Annotated in this window: 21 protein-coding genes; 13 read left to right on the forward strand and 8 right to left on the reverse strand. The window is 39.5% G+C overall.

Going from position 1 to position 19,338, the window contains the following annotated elements; all coding sequences use genetic code 11:
* Positions 1 to 123 precede the first annotated feature (123 nt).
* A complete protein-coding gene (locus FIM66_RS00005; protein ID WP_140547849.1) occupies positions 124 to 912 on the reverse strand; it encodes a hypothetical protein in 789 nt (262 codons plus the stop codon).
* Between the two features lie 121 nt (positions 913 to 1,033).
* Here FIM66_RS00005 and FIM66_RS00010 point away from each other — a divergent pair, with 121 nt between their 5' ends.
* The 13 genes from FIM66_RS00010 (at position 1,034) to FIM66_RS00070 (ending at position 11,117) form a co-directional block, all read left to right on the forward strand.
* Entirely contained in the window at positions 1,034 to 1,522 is a 489-nt protein-coding gene (locus tag FIM66_RS00010; RefSeq protein WP_187940862.1) for a peptidylprolyl isomerase, read from the forward strand.
* Positions 1,523 to 1,539: 17 nt separating this feature from the next.
* The gene (locus FIM66_RS00015; protein WP_000906450.1) at positions 1,540 to 1,770 is read left to right on the forward strand and encodes a carbon storage regulator; all 231 of its coding nucleotides are present in this window, start codon (positions 1,540 to 1,542) and stop codon (positions 1,768 to 1,770) included.
* Positions 1,770 to 2,573, forward strand: coding sequence for a 4-(cytidine 5'-diphospho)-2-C-methyl-D-erythritol kinase (locus FIM66_RS00020; RefSeq protein ID WP_194149223.1), 804 nt, complete (start codon positions 1,770 to 1,772; stop codon positions 2,571 to 2,573). The genes FIM66_RS00015 and FIM66_RS00020 overlap by 1 nt, the downstream gene beginning before the upstream one ends.
* A complete protein-coding gene (smpB, locus tag FIM66_RS00025; protein ID WP_120807318.1) occupies positions 2,570 to 3,028 on the forward strand; it encodes an SsrA-binding protein in 459 nt (152 codons plus the stop codon). The genes FIM66_RS00020 and smpB overlap by 4 nt, the downstream gene beginning before the upstream one ends.
* A 2-nt stretch (positions 3,029 to 3,030) precedes the next feature.
* On the forward strand, positions 3,031 to 3,483 hold the full coding sequence (gene exbB, locus FIM66_RS00030) for a TonB-system energizer ExbB (RefSeq protein ID WP_000659259.1): 453 nt from the start codon (positions 3,031 to 3,033) through the stop codon (positions 3,481 to 3,483).
* 10 nt (positions 3,484 to 3,493) lie between these two features.
* A complete protein-coding gene (locus FIM66_RS00035; RefSeq protein ID WP_000755086.1) occupies positions 3,494 to 3,895 on the forward strand; it encodes an ExbD/TolR family protein in 402 nt (133 codons plus the stop codon).
* Between the two features lie 71 nt (positions 3,896 to 3,966).
* Positions 3,967 to 4,101 carry a 50S ribosomal protein L34 gene (rpmH, locus tag FIM66_RS00040; protein ID WP_001847286.1) on the forward strand — a complete coding sequence of 45 codons (135 nt, stop codon included), beginning with the start codon at positions 3,967 to 3,969 and terminating at the stop codon, positions 4,099 to 4,101.
* A complete protein-coding gene (rnpA, locus tag FIM66_RS00045; protein ID WP_140547846.1) occupies positions 4,061 to 4,546 on the forward strand; it encodes a ribonuclease P protein component in 486 nt (161 codons plus the stop codon). Before rpmH ends, rnpA begins: the two co-directional genes overlap by 41 nt.
* Positions 4,533 to 4,886, forward strand: coding sequence for a membrane protein insertion efficiency factor YidD (yidD, locus tag FIM66_RS00050; RefSeq protein ID WP_140547845.1), 354 nt, complete (start codon positions 4,533 to 4,535; stop codon positions 4,884 to 4,886). The genes rnpA and yidD overlap by 14 nt, the downstream gene beginning before the upstream one ends.
* 5 nt (positions 4,887 to 4,891) lie before the next feature.
* Positions 4,892 to 6,526 (forward strand): membrane protein insertase YidC, encoded by a 1,635-nt coding sequence (gene yidC / locus FIM66_RS00055; protein WP_140547844.1) that lies wholly within the window; start codon positions 4,892 to 4,894, stop codon positions 6,524 to 6,526.
* Complete coding sequence (locus FIM66_RS00060; RefSeq protein WP_140599758.1) at positions 6,526 to 7,320, forward strand: Jag N-terminal domain-containing protein; 795 nt, start codon at positions 6,526 to 6,528, stop codon at positions 7,318 to 7,320. The genes yidC and FIM66_RS00060 overlap by 1 nt, the downstream gene beginning before the upstream one ends.
* A complete protein-coding gene (gene mnmE, locus FIM66_RS00065) occupies positions 7,313 to 8,665 on the forward strand; it encodes a tRNA uridine-5-carboxymethylaminomethyl(34) synthesis GTPase MnmE (protein WP_194149224.1) in 1,353 nt (450 codons plus the stop codon). Before FIM66_RS00060 ends, mnmE begins: the two co-directional genes overlap by 8 nt.
* Before the next feature lie 211 nt (positions 8,666 to 8,876).
* Complete coding sequence (locus FIM66_RS00070) at positions 8,877 to 11,117, forward strand: outer membrane beta-barrel protein (protein WP_140547841.1); 2,241 nt, start codon at positions 8,877 to 8,879, stop codon at positions 11,115 to 11,117.
* A gap of 578 nt (positions 11,118 to 11,695) precedes the next feature.
* On the opposite strand, the gene FIM66_RS00075 is transcribed toward FIM66_RS00070, so the two are convergent.
* The 7 genes from FIM66_RS00075 to dnaE form a co-directional block, all read right to left on the reverse strand.
* Positions 11,696 to 12,607: an LPP20 family lipoprotein gene (locus FIM66_RS00075; RefSeq protein ID WP_001917067.1), complete on the reverse strand. Its 912-nt coding sequence runs from the start codon at positions 12,605 to 12,607 to the stop codon at positions 11,696 to 11,698.
* A gap of 9 nt (positions 12,608 to 12,616) precedes the next feature.
* Positions 12,617 to 12,958, reverse strand: a complete 342-nt coding sequence (locus FIM66_RS00080; RefSeq protein ID WP_140499117.1) for a hypothetical protein — start codon at positions 12,956 to 12,958, stop codon at positions 12,617 to 12,619.
* Positions 12,959 to 12,965: 7 nt separating this feature from the next.
* On the reverse strand, positions 12,966 to 13,493 hold the full coding sequence (locus FIM66_RS00085; RefSeq protein ID WP_000795976.1) for an LPP20 family lipoprotein: 528 nt from the start codon (positions 13,491 to 13,493) through the stop codon (positions 12,966 to 12,968).
* Between the two features lie 23 nt (positions 13,494 to 13,516).
* Positions 13,517 to 14,149, reverse strand: coding sequence for a penicillin-binding protein activator LpoB (gene lpoB, locus FIM66_RS00090; protein WP_140499115.1), 633 nt, complete (start codon positions 14,147 to 14,149; stop codon positions 13,517 to 13,519).
* A 373-nt stretch (positions 14,150 to 14,522) separates the two neighbouring features.
* Positions 14,523 to 14,837 carry a thioredoxin family protein gene (locus tag FIM66_RS00095; RefSeq protein WP_000895155.1) on the reverse strand — a complete coding sequence of 105 codons (315 nt, stop codon included), beginning with the start codon at positions 14,835 to 14,837 and terminating at the stop codon, positions 14,523 to 14,525.
* Positions 14,838 to 14,890: 53 nt separating this feature from the next.
* Complete coding sequence (locus FIM66_RS00100; protein ID WP_140547839.1) at positions 14,891 to 15,679, reverse strand: pseudouridine synthase; 789 nt, start codon at positions 15,677 to 15,679, stop codon at positions 14,891 to 14,893.
* A complete protein-coding gene (dnaE, locus tag FIM66_RS00105; protein ID WP_140599759.1) occupies positions 15,661 to 19,296 on the reverse strand; it encodes a DNA polymerase III subunit alpha in 3,636 nt (1,211 codons plus the stop codon). Before dnaE ends, FIM66_RS00100 begins: the two co-directional genes overlap by 19 nt.
* Positions 19,297 to 19,338 lie beyond the last annotated feature (42 nt).

A 19,338-nucleotide genomic window follows, 5' to 3' on the forward strand; every position in this document is an offset into this window, starting at 1 on the left:
TTAGTTTTCAAAGATCGTTTGCTTTATCAGCTATCCTTGTAAGGTATCAAGCGGCTTTTTAAAAGCCCTTGCTGAAACAAGGAAATGAAATTATAGTCATAGAAAGCTTAAGGTTTGCTTAAACTATGGAATGTTTTGAAAAATATTTTGATTTTTTAGAGCGCTTAAAAATTGCACGATCTTTTCTTTAGGGATAATCACCAAACTTTCGTGGTTTTCTAAAGTGCTGCTAGCCATCCCCATAAACTCCCCCACTTCGCTAAAATAAGGCCTCCCTCCCCACAACACGCTCCCCTTTTTAAAAGAACTATCAAGCGAAAGAAACTTTTTAGATTTCAAAAGTTCAGCCACAGAAATGTCCGTTATCTGTATAGAAAAAGAATTCCCCTCATTCAACGCTGGGTAGTAGAGATCAGAACTGGGTGTTTTTTGATTGGTATAAGGATTTGAATGGAAAGTTTGAGCGTATTTGGCATAAATCCTTGCATGATAATAGCTCTCTTCTCTTTTATGGCAATAATCGTCTCTAAAATCGGCGGTTTTTAAAAGCGAAAGCCCTTGATTCCTATCCATCGCTTCAAGGTGCAAGCTGGCTATACAAATCAGCTCTTTAGCGCTGCTGTCTTGCATTTTGGCTAAAATCGTTTTAGGGTATAAGCCGTTAGAATAAAGCGTTTCAGAAGAAGCGATATAACGCCCGTTTTTGAGCAAAGTCGCATAGCCTTCTTTATAAGTCCCATCGCTAAAATACACTTTCAATAATGCAACAGAATAAACCCATGCAGGGAGCGTTGGATCAAGGGGCGGATCGCTTCTAACGATTTGGATATTATTAGCGTTATTAGCGTTTATCATGCATGAAAATAAAACGATACAACAACCAACCGCTAATCTTTTATGCCAAAACGCCATTATCCAACTTACCGCTTATTTCAAAAGTATCCTACAACACTATCGGCCAAAATACCAATTGTTTTAATTTATTGCTATAATAGATCATTTGAATGACAAAAGCTTATCGCAAAGGTTTATGATGGATCCAATTAAAACTTATGATATTAAAGAAGAAGAGCTTGCAAAAACCGCTTACGCTACGATCAAAACCAATAAAGGCAATATCGCTCTAGAGCTTTTTTATAAAGATGCGCCCCAAGCGGTGAGTAACTTTGTAGCTCTGGCTAAAGAGGGTTTTTATGATGGGCTTAATTTCCATCGTGTGATCGCAGGCTTTGTGGCTCAAGGAGGTTGCCCTTATGGCACAGGCACAGGCGGGCCAGGACACCGCATTAAATGCGAAGTGGCCCATAACCCCAACAAGCACAAAAGAGGCTCTATTTCTATGGCGCATGCCGGAAGAGACACAGGGGGGAGTCAATTTTTCTTGTGTTTTGTGGATTTGCCCCATCTAGATGGCGAGCACACCGTGTTTGGCAAAATCAAAAACGCAGAAAGCCTTAATGTCTTGGATAAAATCAAACAAGGCGATATTATAGAGAGCGTTGTGTTTAGCTCTTCTCTATAAGGAACAAGAAATTAGACATGCTCATACTCAGCCGCAAAGTTAATGAAGGGATTGTCATTGATGATAACATCCACATTAAAGTCATTTCCATAGATAGAGGGAGTGTGCGTTTAGGGTTTGAAGCGCCTGAAAGCACCCTTATTTTGCGTGCTGAACTCAAAGAGGCCATTGTGAGCGAAAACCAAAAAGCTTCCGTCTCCGTAGATGAAAGCTTGTTAGAGAACATCAAAAAGGTCATTAAGCCTTGATGCATGCTTTTGAGGTTTATCCTAAAGTCAATATTTTTTTAAAAATCCTTCACAAAGAAGGGGCTTACCACAAGCTTATTTCTCGCATGTGTTTGGTCAAAGACAAGCTCAAAGACATTATCAGCGTCAAAAGCGCACTTTCCTTTTCACTAAAAGGGGATTTTGACTGCCCTTTAGAAGAAAACTCGCTCTTTAAAGCCCTCCAAGTTTTAAAAAATTTCTTAAAATCAAAAAATTTCTCTCATTCTGTCATCAAATCCCTAGACACCCTAGCGATTGAAGTGGAAAAAAACATCCCCACTCAAGCCGGTTTAGGCGGTGGGAGTGCTGATGCTGGGGGGCTGTTGTATCATTTAAATCAGATTTTTGACTGGCGTTTGAGTTTAAAAGAGCTTTATAGCATGGGATCTTTAGTGGGTGCGGACACCAACTTTTTCATCTCACAATACAAAAGCGCTAACGCTACTTCTTATGGCGAAGTCATTGAAAATTTTGAAGAAGAGCCTTTAGAAAATCGCCTAGAAATCTATGCTCCAACTCATGTTTTTTGCAGCACCAAAGCCGTTTATCAAGCTTATAAGCCTAAAACTTGTTTTTCTCAAGCTAATGAGTGGCTTAAAAAGCCGAGTTTAGAATGCCTAAAGACTTATGATAGAAACGGATTAAACGATCTTTTAAAACCGGCTTTACTCACTAACCAAGCTTTAAGAGGTATAGAAAGCGAATTAGGCAAGGAGTGGTTTTTTAGCGGGAGCGGGAGCGCGTTTTTTAGGCTAAAGCCTGCGTTAAAAGGGAGCGAATGAAACTCATTGCCAGCAATAAAAAAGCCTATTTTGACTATGAAATTTTGGAAACTTTAGAAGCGGGATTAGCGCTTTTAGGCTCTGAAGTGAAGGCTTTGAGGCAAACTAGGGTGAATTTAAAAGATAATTTTGTTAAAATAATCAAAGGAGAAGCTTTTTTATTTGGTGTTCATATATCATATTTAGATACAATCCATGCGTATTACAAGCCCAATGAAAGGCGAGAGCGTAAGTTGCTTTTACACAAAAAGCAATTATTGAAATGGCAAATTGAAGCGTCTAAAGAGCACTTGAGTATCGTAGGATTGAAATTGTATTTTAACCAAAGGAATAGAGCTAAAATCCAAATTGCTTTAGTGAAAGGAAAAAGATTGCACGACAAAAGACAAAGTCTCAAAGAAAAAGCACTCAATAAAGAAATTCTTGCTGATTTAAAACACCACTTTAAAGGATAATAATGAAAGAAATAGTAGATTATGGGATTATAGGGTTTTTGATCTTTTTATCAGTCATCGTTATAGCGATCGCAATAGAAAGGTTGTGGTTTTTTGCCACTCTTCGTGTAGATGACTACACAGACAGGCGTAAATTAGAACTAGCCCTACACAAACGACTGACTTTAGTGGCCACGATTGGCTCTAACGCCCCTTATATCGGTCTTTTAGGAACGGTTATGGGGATCATGCTCACTTTTATGGATTTAGGCTCCGCTTCTGGCATTGACACTAAAGCGATCATGACTAATTTAGCCCTTGCTTTGAAAGCGACTGGCATGGGGTTATTGGTAGCGATCCCTGCGATTGTGATTTATAACTTGCTAGTGAGAAAAAGCGAGATTTTAGTCACTAAATGGGATATTTTCCACCACCCGGTTGACACGCAATCCCATGAGATTTATAACAAAGCCTAAGGATTAAGCGGTGAAAAAAGTAGAATCCATGAATGTGGTGCCTTTCATTGACATCATGCTTGTGTTGTTGGTAATCGTGCTTACAACAGCGTCTTTTGTGCAAACTTCAAAGCTCCCTATTAGCATTCCCCAAGTGGATAAAGACAGCACTGATTCTAAAGATGTGTTGGACAAAAAACAAGTTACGATCTCCATTTCTAATAAAGGCTCTTTCTATTTAGACGATAAAGAAATCAGCTTTGAAAATTTAAAACACAAGGTTTCCACTTTGGCTAAAGACACCCCTATTGTCTTGCAAGGCGATAAGAAAAGCAATTTGGATAACTTTATCAAAGTAGTGGATTTGTTGCAAACTAACAATCTGAAGCAGCTTTACATTCTTGTTGAAGACAAAAAGAATCAAAAAAATTAGTTTTAGTCAATTTTTAGCATTCTTTAGCTAGAATCTGTGTTTATGTTTAATTTTTATCAAGGGAGTTTTAAATGAAACGCACTTACCAACCACACAACACACCAAGAAAGCGAACCCATGGCTTTCTTGTGAGGATGAAAACCAAAAACGGGCGCAAGGTGATTAATGCCAGACGAGCTAAGGGCAGAAAAAAGCTTTCCGTCTAAACCTTATGACTCTTTAAAAAACAAGAGTGAGTTTGATAGGGTTTATCAAAAGGGGTTTAAAAAACACAACCCTTTTTTTTCGCTCTTTGTTTTGGATTTGTCAAAAGAGCCGCCAAAAGGAAAAGAAGGCTTTAAAGATCCGCTCTCTTGTAGGCTTAAAGACAAAAAAACGCTTTATTTATTAGGCTTGAGCGTGTCCAAAAAAGTCGGCAACGCCGTGAAACGAAACCTTATCAAACGCCGTTTGCGTTCGCTTACATTAAAGCATGCCGCTCTTTGTCAAGGGCTTGCTTTGGTGTTTGTGCCTAGAAGCGATTGTTGCCATTTGGATTTTTGGGCTTTAGAAAAACATTTTTTAGAAATGCTAACTTCCATTAAAAACTATATGAACAAAGCCTTAAAAGACTTGAAAAAAGGAATGACTCATACCTATGCGAAACAATAAAACGCCTTTTTTGAGCGCGATTTTTACGGCATCAATTAGGGGTTACCAACGCTTTTTTTCGGCTTTCACCCCTTCAAGCTGCCGGTTTTACCCCACTTGCTCCAACTACGCTCTGTGGTTACTCTGTTTTGAAAGCCCCCTGGTTGCTATGGGTAAAATCGCTATAAGGATACTCTCATGCAACCCTTTTTGCTCTGGGGGCATTGCTTATCCTACCACTCGCTTGAAACGCCCTAGCTTGCTCCAATCTCATAAAGATTCTAATCGCAATTTTAAAACCATCACTTTTTGGCTCGTTCCCACAAAAAGCCGCACAACTTACTACATCATTAAGGTTTAATCACAATGAATAAAAACAACAACACTAATCTTATTTTAGCGATCGCTCTGTCTTTCTTGTTTATCGCTCTTTATAGCTATTTTTTCCAAAAACCAAACAAAACAACAACCCAAACCACAAAGCAAGAAACAACCAACAACCACGCAACAACAAGTCCTAACACGCCCAACGCTTTTAACGCCACTCAAACCATCCCCCAAGAGAGTTTGTTAAGCACGATTTCTTTTGAGCATGCCAGAATTGAAATTGATTCTTTAGGGCGCATCAAACAGGTTTATCTCAAGAATAAAAAATACCTAACCCCCAAACAAAAGGGCTTTTTAGAGCATGTGAGCCATCTTTTTAGCTCCAAAGAAAACTCGCAACCCCCCCTAAAAGAGCTCCCTCTTTTAGCGGCCGATAAACTCAAGCCTTTAGAAGTGCGTTTTTTAGACCCCACGCTCAACAATAAAGCGTTCAACACCCCTTATAGCGCTTCAAAAACCACCCTTGGGCCTAACGAACAGCTTGTTTTAACCCAAGATTTAGGCGCTCTTAGCATCATTAAAACCCTGACTTTCTATGATGATTTGCATTATGATTTAAAAATCGCATTCAAATCGCCCAATAACCTTATCCCTAGCTATGTCATCACCAATGGTTACAGGCCGGTGGCTGATTTAGACAGCTACACTTTTTCAGGCGTGCTTTTAGAAAACAACGACAAAAAAATTGAAAAAATTGAAGATAAAGACGCTAAAGAAATCAAACGCTTTTCTAACACCCTTTTTTTATCCAGCGTGGATAGGTATTTCACCACTTTGCTTTTCACTAAAGATCCTCAAGGTTTTGAAGCCTTAATCGATTCAGAAATCGGGACTAAAAACCCCTTAGGGTTCATTTCCCTTAAAAATGAAGCGGATTTGCATGGCTATATTGGCCCTAAAGATTACCGCTCTTTGAAAGCGATTTCACCCATGCTCACTGATGTGATAGAGTATGGCCTAATCACTTTCTTCGCTAAAGGCGTGTTTGTTTTACTAGATTATTTGTATCAACTTGTGGGCAATTGGGGTTGGGCTATCATCCTTTTAACGATTATCGTGCGCCTAATCCTTTATCCTTTAAGCTATAAGGGCATGGTGAGCATGCAAAAGCTCAAGGAATTAGCCCCCAAAATGAAAGAACTCCAAGAAAAATACAAGGGCGAACCCCAAAAGTTGCAAGCCCACATGATGCAGCTTTACAAAAAACATGGGGCCAACCCGCTAGGGGGCTGTCTGCCCTTAATCTTACAAATCCCGGTGTTTTTTGCGATTTATAGAGTGCTTTATAATGCGGTGGAATTGAAAAGCTCAGAGTGGATCTTATGGATTCATGACTTATCCATCATGGATCCGTATTTTATTTTACCGCTTCTTATGGGAGCGTCTATGTATTGGCACCAAAGCGTTACGCCAAACACCATGACCGATCCCATGCAAGCGAAGATTTTTAAACTCTTACCCCTATTATTCACAATCTTTTTAATCACTTTCCCTGCAGGGTTAGTCTTGTATTGGACCACGAACAACATCCTTTCGGTGTTGCAACAACTCATCATTAATAAAGTTTTAGAGAATAAAAAACGCATGCATGCGCAAAACAAAAAGGAAAGTTGATGCAAAATTTTATTGAAATCAAAGCCAAAACCTTAGAAGAAGCCCTCATTCAAGCTTCTATCGCCTTGAATTGCCCCATTATTAATTTGCAATACGAAGTCATTCAAACACCCTATAAAGGGTTTTTAAGCATTGGTAAAAAAGAAGCCATTATCTTAGCTGGCGTTAAAGAAAGCGTTAAAGCGGTTAAAGAAGAGAGCGTTAAAGAAACCAACACGAAAGAAATCCATCAAAGTGCAGAAGAAAAAAAACAAAAATTAGAAACAAAAACACCGCAAGAAGAAATCATTACCCCTAAACCCCCTAAAAAAAACCTTAAAGAAGAATCTCACAATGAAGACAAACTCCATGAGATTAAACAAGAATTGAAAGACTTATTTTCTCATTTGCCTTATAAAATCAACAAAGTGGAAGTGAGTCTTTATGAACCGGGGGTGTTATTGATTGATATTGATGGCGAAGATTCCGCTCTTTTAATTGGCGAGAAAGGCTATCGTTACAAAGCCCTTTCTTACTTGCTCTTTAATTGGATCCACCCTGCTTATGGCTATAATATCCGCTTAGAAATCTCCACTTTTTTACAAAACCAAGAAAAGGTTATGGAAGCGCAACTCCAAAGCACGATCATGACCGTGCATGAAGTGGGTAAAGGACAGATGAAAGCCCCTGATGGCGTCTGGACCTATATCGCTTTAAAGAAATTACGAAAAGCGTTCCCTAACAAATATGTTTCCATCAAAACCAATCTAAACGATGAAAAATACATCGTCATCAACGACTTTAATAATGAATGACACCATCGCCGCTATCGCTACCCCTTTAGGCAAGGGAGCGATTAGCATTATTAAAATCAGCGGCAATAACGCTCTAAACATTCTCAAACAACTCACCCAAAAACAAGACTTCACCCCCAGATACGCTTATGTGCGCGATATTTTTTCTAATGGTGTTTTATTGGACAAAGCGTTAGTCATTTATTTCAAAGCCCCTTATAGTTTCACCGGTGAAGATGTGTGCGAAATCCAATGCCATGGAAGCCCCCTTTTAGCGCAAAATATCTTACAAGCTTGTTTGAATTTAGGGGCTAGGCTTGCTAAAGCAGGGGAATTTAGTAAAAAAGCCTTTTTAAACCATAAAATGGATTTGAGCGAGATTGAAGCGAGCGTTCAGCTCATCCTTTGTGAAGATGAAAGCGTTTTAAACGCTCTAGCCAGGCAACTTAAGGGCGAGTTAAAAATTTTTATTGAAGAAGCTAGGAACGATCTTTTAAAGCTTTTAGCCAGTTCAGAAGTTTTGATTGATTATAGCGAAGAAGACATTCCTAGCGATTTTTTAAATGAAGTGTCTCTTAATTTAGAAAAACAAATCGCCTCTTTTAAAGACTTATTGGATTTTTCTAACACGCAAAAACAAAAAAACAAAGGGCATGCCTTAAGCATTGTTGGCAAACCCAATGCTGGCAAAAGTTCTTTATTAAACGCCATGCTTTTAGAAGAAAGGGCTTTAGTGAGCGATATTAAAGGCACAACAAGAGACACTATAGAAGAAGTCATTGAACTAAAAGGGCATAAGGTGCGCTTGATTGATACGGCTGGCATTAGAGAGAGCGCGGATATAATAGAGCGTTTAGGGATTGAAAAAAGCCTTAAAAGTTTAGAAAATTGCGACCTTATTTTGGGCGTGTTCGATCTTTCTAAACCCCTAGAAAAAGAAGATTTTAACCTTATTGACACCCTTAATCGCGCTCAAAAGCCTTGCATTGTTGTTTTGAATAAAAACGATTTAGCCCCTAAATTGGAGCTTGAAGTTTTAAAATCCCACCTTAAAATCCCTTATGCTTTACTAGAGACCAACACCCTAAATTCTAAGGCTTGTTTGAAAGATTTGAGCCAAAAAATCAGTGAGTTTTTCCCCAAATTAGACACTCAAAACAAGCTCTTACTCACTTCCCTAGCCCAAAAAACCGCCCTAGAAAACGCCATTATTGAATTGCAAAACGCTCAAAACCATTTAGAAACTTTAGAGCTTTTTTCTTACCATCTTTTAAGCGCGATAGAAAACTTGAACTTGCTCACCCGCCCTTATGAAACCAGCCAAATGCTTGATAGCATGTTCAGCGAATTTTGCTTAGGCAAATGAAACCGCTTAAAGAATGGATTAAAACCTCTTTTTAGCGCTACTTTTTAAGACTTTTTACCCATTAGCACCGTTTAATATCTATATTTACAAAAAACAATACTGCCATTTTTCAAAAAAAAAAAAAAAGGGTAAAATAACCTAGTTTAAAATATATGCATACTATAAACTACTTTTGAGTAAAAATGTTAAAAAAGACCATTAAGGAGATTTTATGTTAAAACTCGCTAGCCAAACGATTTGTTTGTCCCTAATCGGATCATTCACCGCTTTAGAAGCCTACCAAAAGCACCAAAAAGACGGCTTTTTTATAGAAGCCGGGTTTGAAACCGGGCTATTGCAAGGCACACAAACCCAAGAACAAACCATAGCCACAACTCAAGAAAAACCCAAACCCAAACCAAAGCCCAAACCCATTACCCCTCAAAGCACCTATGGGAAATACTACATCTCCCAAAGCACCATTTTAAAGAACGCGACTGAGTTGTTTGCAGAGGACAATATCACCAACTTAACCTTTTATTCTCAAACCCCTGTGTATGTAACCGCTTACAACCAAGAAAGCGCTGAGGAAGCAGGCTATGGCGATAGCAGCTTGATTATGATACAAAACTTCTTGCCTTATAATTTAAACAACATTGAGCTTAGCTATACAGACAATCAAGGCAATGTAGTCAGTTTGGGCGTGATAGAGACTATCCCTAAACAATCTCAAATCATTCTGCCCGCAAGCTTGTTTAACGATCCGCAACTTAACACTGATGGCTTCCAACAACTCCAAACCACCACCACAAAATTTTCTGATGCCAGCACGCAGAATCTGTTTGATAAGCTCAGTAGGGTTACAACCAATCTTCAAATGACTTATATCAATTACAACCAATTTTCTAGCGGTAACGGCACTGGTTCTAAACCCCCATGCCCTCCATACGAAAATCAAGAAAATTGTGTGGCTAAAGTGCCGCCTTTCACCTCTCAAGACGCTAAAAATTTGACCAATTTAATGCTGAATATGATGGCGGTGTTTGACTCTAAATCTTGGGAAGATGCCATTAAAAACGCCCCCTTTCAGTTTAGCGACAACAACCTGTCAAAGCCATGTTATTCTGATTATTCTACATGCGTGAATCCTTACAACGATGGGCTTGTTGATCCTAAATTGATCGCTAAAAATGCTGGAGATGAATACAATATAGAAAACGGGCAAACAGGCTCAGTGATATTAACGCCGCAAGATGTTATCTATAGCTATAGAGTTACGAATAATCTTTATGTGAATCTCTTGCCCACAAGAGGAGGGGATTTAGGGTTAGGGTCTCAATATGGCGGCCCGAATGGCCCAGGCGATGATGGCACCAATTTTGGCGCTTTAGGGATATTGTCTCCTTTCTTAGACCCTGAAATACTGTTTGGCAAAGAATTGAATAAAGTCGCCATCATGCAATTAAGAGACATTATCCATGAATACGGGCATACTTTAGGCTATACGCATAACGGGAACATGACTTATCAAAGGGTGCGCATGTGTGAAGAAGGCAATGGGCCAGAAGAGCGCTGTAAGGGCGGGAAAATAGAGCAAGTGGATGGGAAAGAAGTGCAAGTGTTTGACAACGGGCACGAAGTGCGAGATACCGATGGCTCTACCTATGATGTGTGTTCTCGTTTTGGCGGTCAAAATCAGCCCGCTTTCCCTAACAGTTACCCCAATTCCATTTATACTGATTGCTCTCAAGTCCCCGCCGGGCTTATAGGGGTTACTAGCGCGGTTTGGCAGCAACTCATTGATCAAAACGCCCTACCGGTGGATTACACTAATTTGAGCAGCCAAACCAACTATTTAAACGCTAGTTTGAACACGCAAGATTTTGCGACCACTATGCTTAGCGCGATCAGTCAAAGCCTTTCATCTACTAAATCTAGCGCCACTACCTATCGCGCTTCAAAAACCTCACGGCCCTTTGGAGCCCCCCTATTAGGCGTTAATCTTAAAATGGGCTATCAAAAATACTTTAATGATTACTTAGGGTTGTCTTCTTATGGCATTATCAAATACAACTACGCTCAAGCCAATAACGAAAAAATCCAGCAATTAAGCTATGGTGTGGGAATGGATGTGCTGTTTGATTTCATCACCAATTACACTAACGAAAAGAACCCTAAAAACAATCTAACCAAGAGGGTTTTCACTTCCTCTCTTGGGGTGTTTGGGGGGTTGAGGGGCTTATACAACAGCTATTATTTGTTGAACCAATACAAAGGGAGCGGTAATTTAAATGTGACCGGTGGGTTGAATTACCGCTACAAGCATTCTAAATATTCTATAGGCATCAGCGTTCCTTTAGTCCAGTTGAAATCTAGGGTCGTTTCTAGCAATGGCACTTATACCAATTCTATCACTCTCAATGAAGGGGGCAGTCATTTTAAAGTGTTTTTTAATTATGGGTGGATTTTTTAGGGGTTAAAAATTGGCTTTAACTCTCTATTGGCTCTAAACGCTCTTTTTAGGCTCTTTTGTAGGCGGTTTAACGCTGTTTTACGAGCGAGCGTTAGAGTTCGCTCTTTTTTGTGCTTGTATCGCTTGCGTGATTCCTTTAAGCTCTTTGAAGCTTTTTTCTGTCTCGTTGTTTTGTCTCATGTTTTTGTTCTCCTTTTATTCTCAAACGCCCTTTTTTAGGCGGTCGTTTGGTTTAAAAATGCGTTAGCTTTTAAAAAAGTTTGTTAGTTGTGGGGCAAAAAAATAGACCCTAGCTTAGAGGGATTTGAAAACCCAAAGTCATTTGGTTTTTTCAAATAAGCTCGCTTGTGTAGGCTCTTAAAAAAATTTTAGTTTTTGTTAATTTTAGTTTTTAGTGGGTGTGGTTTTAGATGGGTTTATGGGATAAAAAGTATTGAATGATATTTAGTTTATTTGGCAAGAACAAAAGCCATGAACTTTTAGAGGGTTATTTTAATGGGTGCGAAAACGCCACGCTAAACAAAATAATGACACTACAAAACTGAATGAATAAGCATAAAGCAAGATTAATACCCTGCTTATAGCCCCGTATTGCCCTGCCCTTCTTTATTGGCATAATCTTTCAATTCTTTATAAAGCAAAGATTGCAAGCGCGTGATAGCAAAATTCTTATTCTTTTCATCCACTTCAAGGCTTCTATTCAATACGGGCGTGCCTTGACAATCGCTCGCGCTAACAACCACTCTAATGCGTGTGATGCCATTAGCGCTGTCTGTGAAAACTTCATTTTTGATTTGATAGAGTTTTTCTTCATCGCTAGGGGTTAGCACTCTGGCATAAGCGCTTATGAGAGCGTTTTTAATCTCTGTATCGCTGTTGTTATCAAAAGTGATTTGCACTTTAGGTTTGAAAGCGTTTTGATAATAGATTTTTTCATAATTTTCTAACGAACCCACCGGGACAGAATACGCTTTTAAAATCCTTTCTATAGGCATCGCTTTAGCCAATAAATCCCCCATGCTCTTGGATTGCTGTAAAAAAACCCCTTTACAAACCTTAGGCATTAAGGTGGAAAACTGCCCATAAAGAGCGTTATACTTATCCCTTAAACCCTGCAAAAACAAGTTTTGGTTAATCCTTACTCTGGTGTAGTAGATCCCTTTTTGCGCTTCTTGATTGACAATTTCTACATTGTTCAATTCCAAGTCATCGGTTTTTAAGTTAATCGTTTGCGAATCACTGGATTTTAACTTATTATCCACACGACTTTTTTGAATGTGGATTTGGGAATTAACCACCACGCTAATAGACGCCACTAAATCCGCTAACGCTTTTTGTTTAGAAGCCTCTTTAGAAGTGGCTGAACCACTCCCATAAAGATAGCCTTTTTGGGTGTTTGTTTTGTTATAGGCCTTGCTATACCACTTAGGCTCTGCGCTTAAATTGGCACCCACAAAAGCCATAAGGCATGCAAGAATAATCTTTTTCATTATTAATCCTTACTTATTCATTAAAGCGACATGCTTCTTAGTGATTCTTAGAAGCACATAAACTTTATCCGTATCAATAAAAGTGGCCTTTAGCTCACTAGCCTTAATCTCTATTTTATCCCCCTTGAAAGCTTCCATCACTTTCTCTAAGGCGTTTTGTCTGGCTGAGGACAAGCTATAATCTATATCTGAAAGCAATATATCGCTCATCCCACACACTAAAATTTTTTCGTCTTTGGTTTGGGTCTTTTCAATCTGCACTTCTTTTGAGCAATCTTTTGCCCATTTAGGCAAGGACTTCCCCCACGCCACTCCCAACACCAAAGCAAGCACGATAGCAAGGCGTTTCATTAAAACCCTACTTTTTAACCATGCCTAACTCTTCGCGCACTTTATCCACAATTTGCTTATCCAAGCCCACTAAAACAAAAACCCTATCTTTACCGACATAGCGGGCAAGCATTTTAGAAGCGATCAATTCCTTATCCACTAATTGAGAGATTTTTTCAGTGTCAGTGCCACTTATGGACCTTTTACCAGAAGCGTCTACCGTTCTAGTTTTTTCATTTTCCAAATCTTTTTGTAAAGTGGATTTTAGATTCGCCGCTAAATTAGCCCTAGCCTTCGCTGTAGCCTGGTTAGTAGAATAATCCACATCGTTATTAGTGATCAAATCTTCAGCTCTTCCTAAAAAGACCCCTGAATATTTTTCATACTTCGCCACTTTTTCTAAATCCCCTACTACCCAATCAGGAGCGCCCTTAGTCGCTTCTTTGTATGCCTTATTGCTTTTACTGATACCTGATTTTGGGGCATGGCTACAACCTACGATCACCATCGTTGCTATCACACTCATCCCTAAAATTTTTTTAACTTGATTTTTCATTGTTCATCCTTTCAAATATAAATTTAAAACATACGCTTATTGCTAGCGTTCTTCACAATAGGCTTAACATCGCTCCATACCTCTTCACCCGTTTTCCTGTTGGTAAGGCTTAGGGTGAAGTCATAGTCCAAGCGCTGCCTAGAACTACTAATAGAGGCTGCGATACTAGATACTTTACCACTTAAAGATAAATCAGCGGCTTTTAAAGTGCCTTTTTCTACAGTGGTGTCTTGATTATACTCTTCGCTCTCTCGTTCTTTTTCGCGCTGTTTCACCATTCGGCTATCCGCTGCAATGCCGCTCCCTCCACTCGCCCTTGTGATATTGAACCTCCCATTAGATCGCAACCGCAACTGCCGCGCGATTTCGGTCGTCAAAAGATTCATGTCCAAATTGGGCTGCGTGGTGTCGTTAATAACATCTGAAACTTCAATCAAATGCTTGCCCTTGAGTTGCTCAAAATTAGGGTCGCTAAACATGGAATCTAACATCGCGTTAGCAGTTAGCAATAAATCCGTGCTATTAATGCTTGCAGTCGTATTTTTAGTGGCATCATTCACGTTTTGATAAGTTGCCATTTCGCTTGAGCAACCCACCCACAATAAAGCACTCAAAATCGCCGAGCTTATAATTTTTAATTTTGTTTTCAATAACATAATGATAGAAACTCCCTATTCAAAATTTAAAACAGATACATCTGTTTCTAATTTTAAACTTCTAATCTAAACACACAGTGTTTTTGCGGATTTTAGCATTTTATGCGTCTTTTTTTTCGCATTTTACAAGTTCTAGCCCTACAAATTTCACACTGTAAGCATTGATACCACAAATTCGCTCATTTTTAGCTTAATTAAAGAAACTTTTTTAACAAACATGCTTATTTAAAAACGATAAAAACGATTTTTTGAGATAAAGAAATAACATAAAAGCTATTTGAAATTAGCCCCCTATCAAAAAGGGGGCTAAAAAGATTCTGTGAACTCTTATTTTTACAATAAGGCTCTTTAATAACGCCCTTTATGATACCCCTTACAATAACGCTTTTAGAGCGTCTTCAATCGGTTTTTGAGAGCTAGGTTCTACAAGCCTTTCACCCACTTCTTTGGCGTTTTTGTAAAAAATCAAAGTAGGGATCTTACGAATGCCTAAGCTCTCTTTTAAATCCTGGCTTTCATCAAAAGAAACCTTAAAAAATTCCACTTTACCTTTGTAAGTTTTGGCTAAATTTTCCATAATCGGCTCAATCTTCCTGCAATCCGGGCACCAGCTCGCCCCCACATTGACCACTACCGCTTGATGAGCGGTTTTTTCTGCGTAATTCTTCCCGTTAATCACTTCTAACATGATAATCCTTATTTTTTATTTCCCCCAACCGCCGAAGTATAGCACAACAAACGCTAATCCTCTTTAACATTAGCCCTATTAGCCATAAACGCATGCAACTCGTTGTATTCTTGGCGGTTTAGAAAACGCATTTTCCCTACCGGCAAGGCATTCAAATTCACAAAACCATAACGAACGCGCCTTAAATCCAACACTCCAGCGTTAAAAAACGCAAAAAAACGCCTTAGCTCTCTGTTTTTCCCCTCATTAATAATGACTCTCAGTTTAGAGTATTTGGCATGGTTTTTGATGATTTCATAACCAATAAAGGGGGCAAATTCCATGCTTTTAATGGGGGTTTTTTGGTGTGCTCCTTTAGTGGCGTTTTCTAATTTCAAGCCCTCTTGCATGGCGTTTTCCATCTCTCTTGTAACAAAACCTTGAATTTTAACAAGATATTCTTTTTCTAAATTCGCATGCATTAAAGCGCTCACCACCGCCTTACTATCGCTTAAGAGTAGCACCCCTTCGCTCGCAAAATCCAAACGCCCCACCGACACAAAATGGGCGTATTTTTTCTCCAAGCTTTCATAAATCACGCACCGTTTTAAGGGATCGGCCTTACTCACTAGTTCGCCCTTTGGCTTGTGATAGACCAGCACGCTGAATTTTTTGTTTTTTAAGGGCTTGATGAGTCGTTTGTCTAAAAACACCTTGTCGTTTTCTTTAACCACGCTAGCGAGTTTGGCATGCTCATGGTTGATTTTCACCCGCCCCTCTAAAACCAATTTTTCAGCCTCTCTTCTTGAATGCTTGGTGTAATGGGCTAAAAACTGGTTGATCCTCAAGCTAAATCCCTCCACTCTAACCCTTTAAAATCGTCCTTAATCTTTTCATTTACCATTAGATCGCTTTGGATTTTGAATTGCTTATCCTTATCTTTAATGATCAAATACAAGGGGCGTTTACCCTGGTGTTTTAGAGCGCTCTCTTTAATTTGTCTTAAAAACCCTTTTTTCACATCGTTTTCTAACACGATCGCTAAAGAGCAAGAATTAGAAGCGAGTATTTCCATGGGGGGGATTTCGCGCACATCTTCTTTTTGCTTGTCAGGGTCTTTATAGTGGGCTTTAGGGATTTTAACCTCTCTAGCGCTCTCTAAATCCAAGATCTCAAAAAGCCTTAATCGCGCCACTTCTTCTTGCTCTTCAATCTTGCATTTAAACACCAAAGGCTTATTAATATCCAACTCTTCTAAAGCGTTCAATTGCTTTTCAAACAGCATGAGCTCAAACTTGCCGTATCTGTCCAAAATATCCGCTGTGCCATAAGGCTTACCGCTTCGTTTGCCAATTTTCTTTTTAACTTCCATGATTTTACCCAGCAAATAAGCTTGCGAGCCGATTTCTAACTCTTCAATATCAATGCTTTTGACTAAATTTTTAAAGCCCTTAATTTCTTCTTTAAACTCGTCTAAGGGATTGCCTGAAACATGGATGCCTAAAGTCTCGTATTCGCATTCTAAAAGCGTTTTAGCGTCATGTTCACCCAAATCAATCATGTCTAAAATAACCTGCTCTTTTGTCCCGCCTTCCATGGCTCCAAAAAGGGAGTTACCCCCTTGCATCATTTCATTAGCCTTGTCTTTAGCGCGCCCAGCATCACAGATCAGATCCAAGTTAGCGAGCATGGTTTTTCTAGTGTAGCCTAAATTATCCAAGCTCCCTGATTTCACCAATGGCTCTAAAGATTTTTTAGTGAGTTTAGAAAAATCCACCCGTGAAATAAAATCTTCTAAACTCTTATAATCCCCTTTAGCCCTTTCTTCAATAATGTTTTTAATCGGCTCACCCCCAACCCCTTTAATCGCTCCTAAACCAAACACGATTTTCTTTTCTAGCTCGCCCTTTTGATTTTTAAACTCCGCCACGCTGAAATCTTGCATAGAAGAATTAATGTGCGGGGGCATCACTTCAATTTCTAAAGCCCTGACCTCATCAATATAGCGTGCCACGGATTCAATCTTATTGGATTCGCTAGTGAGCATCGCTGCCATGAACTCATGCTTGTAATAAGTCTTTAAATACGCCGTTTGGAAAGTGATCATCGCATAAGCGGCCGAATGCGATTTGTTGAAACCATAGCCGGCAAATTTAACGATCAAATCCCACAAATTAGCCGCTTTTTGGCCATCATGCCCTAAATTTTTAGCGCCTTCTACAAACTTAGCCTTATTGTCTGCCATGATTTGAGCGTCTTTTTTCCCCATAGCACGACGGATCAAATCCGCTTCGCCCAAACTAAAACCGCCAATAGTTTGCACGATTTGCATCACTTGCTCTTGATAGACAATCGTGCCGTAAGTGGGCTTTAAAATCGGCTCTAATTCCTTAAACGCATAAGCGATAGGCTCAATGCCATGCTTTCTGTTCACAAAGTCATCTACCATGCCTGATTCCATGGGTCCTGGTCTGCCTAGCGCGATAATGGCGATAATGTCTTCAAAGCTTGAAGGCCTTAAGCGTTTGTTAAGCCCTTGAAACATCCCGGATTCAATCTGGAATATCCCCACCGTATCCCCGCTTTGGATCGTTTTATACACTTTCGGATCGTCCATATCCAACGATAAAAAATCCACGCTAATTTTGTGCTGCGTTTTAATGATTTTAAGCGCATCATCAATCACGGTCAAGGTTTTAAGCCCCAAAAAGTCAAACTTAATCAAATCCACCGGCTCTAAATACTTCATGGAATATTGCGTAACGATACCGCCGGTTTTTTCAGAGGCAAATAAAGGGGTTTTGTGCCACAACTCTTTTTGGCTATCCACCACTAAGGCTGCGGCATGCACGCCTGCGTTACGATTCAAATTCTCTAAATTGAGCGAATACTCCCACACTTGTTTGGCTAATTCATTACTCTCTACTAATTCCTTGATTTTAGGCTCTAATTCCCACGCCCCCTCTATGAACTCGCCATTTTTTTCATAGCCCTTAAGCGTGATGCCTAAGCGGTTGGGTATGAGTTTGGCAAAATCATCGGCTTCTTTATAAGGCATGTCCAAAACCCTTGCGACATCTCTGATCACGCCTTTAGCCAACATCTTATTAAAAGTGATGACTTGAGCCACATTGTATTTGCCGTATTTTTCAATCATGTATTCTATGATTTCCTTACGCCGGCGCTGGCAAAAATCCGTATCAATATCAGGCATGCTGACTCTTTCAGGGTTTAAAAACCTTTCAAAGAGCAAATCGTATTTCAAGGGGTCAATATCCGTGATTTTTAAAGCAAAAGCCACCAAACTCCCGGCCGCGCTCCCCCTACCAGGCCCTACAGGAATACCCATTTCTTTAGCGTAACGGATAAAATCCCACACAATCAGCATATACCCTGGGAATTTCATGTTCGTAATGACTTCAATTTCTTTTTCTAAGCGTTCTTTGTATTGATCATGCTTTTCTTTAGGCACTAAAACTAATCGCTCTTTCAAGCCCTCTCTAGCCTTATAGGCAAAATAAGAAGCGTCATCTTCAAAATTCAGCCCCTCATTTTGAGCGTAAGCTTTAGTGAATTTGAAGCTTGGAGGGGTTGGGGGGTTCTTTTTGTCGCCTTTTAAATCAATCTCTAAAACGCATTTATCAGCGATTTCTTGGGTGTTTTCTAAAGCTTCTGGAATATCTGCAAAGAGCTTTGCCATTTCTTCAGGGGACTTGATGTAAAACTCATGCACGGAGTGTTTCAAGCGCCCCTTATCGTTTAGGGTTTTACCCATCGCTACGCACATCGCCACTTCTTGAGCTTTGGCGTCATTAGGCATGGTGTAGTGGATGTCGTTGGTGGCAATGATTTTTAACCCTGTTTCTAAAGACATTTTAATGACTTGCTCATCAATGAATCGCTGATCTAAAATGCCATGGCGCATGATTTCCAAATAAAAGTCGTCTTCAAAAATCTCTTGGTATTCGCAAGCGATTTTTTTGGCTTCATCATAGCCTTTAGCCCCATACTTGCGGTTTCTCTCATTATTAGTATTCAAATGGTAATTGACTTCCCCTTGCAAGCATGCGCTAGAAGCGATAATGCCTTTAGAATGCTCCCTTAAAAGCTTTTTATTGATGCGCGGGAAATAATAAAACCCTTCTAAATACGCCATAGAGCTTAAGAACATCAAATTTTCATAGCCCTCTTGGTTTTTAGCGAATAAGCACAAATGGAAGCGCTGCTTGGTTTCTTTGCTAGAAAGGTTGTCGTCATTATGGATATACGCTTCCATGCCGATAATAGGCTTAATGCCTTCTTTTTTCATGCTCGTATAAAAATCAATCGCTCCAAACATGTTCCCATGGTCAGTTACGCTCACGCTTTTCATGCCCAATTCTTTAATGCGTTTGGCTAAGATTTTAATCTTGTTCGCTCCGTCCAAAAGCGAATATTCTGTGTGCAAGTGCAAATGCGTAAAAGCTTTATTCTCTTTCATTGTCTAACCCCTATTTGGATTTAACGCCATTATACCTATCGC

This window comes from Helicobacter pylori (assembly GCF_006439795.1).
Lineage (GTDB): Bacteria > Campylobacterota > Campylobacteria > Campylobacterales > Helicobacteraceae > Helicobacter > Helicobacter pylori_CR.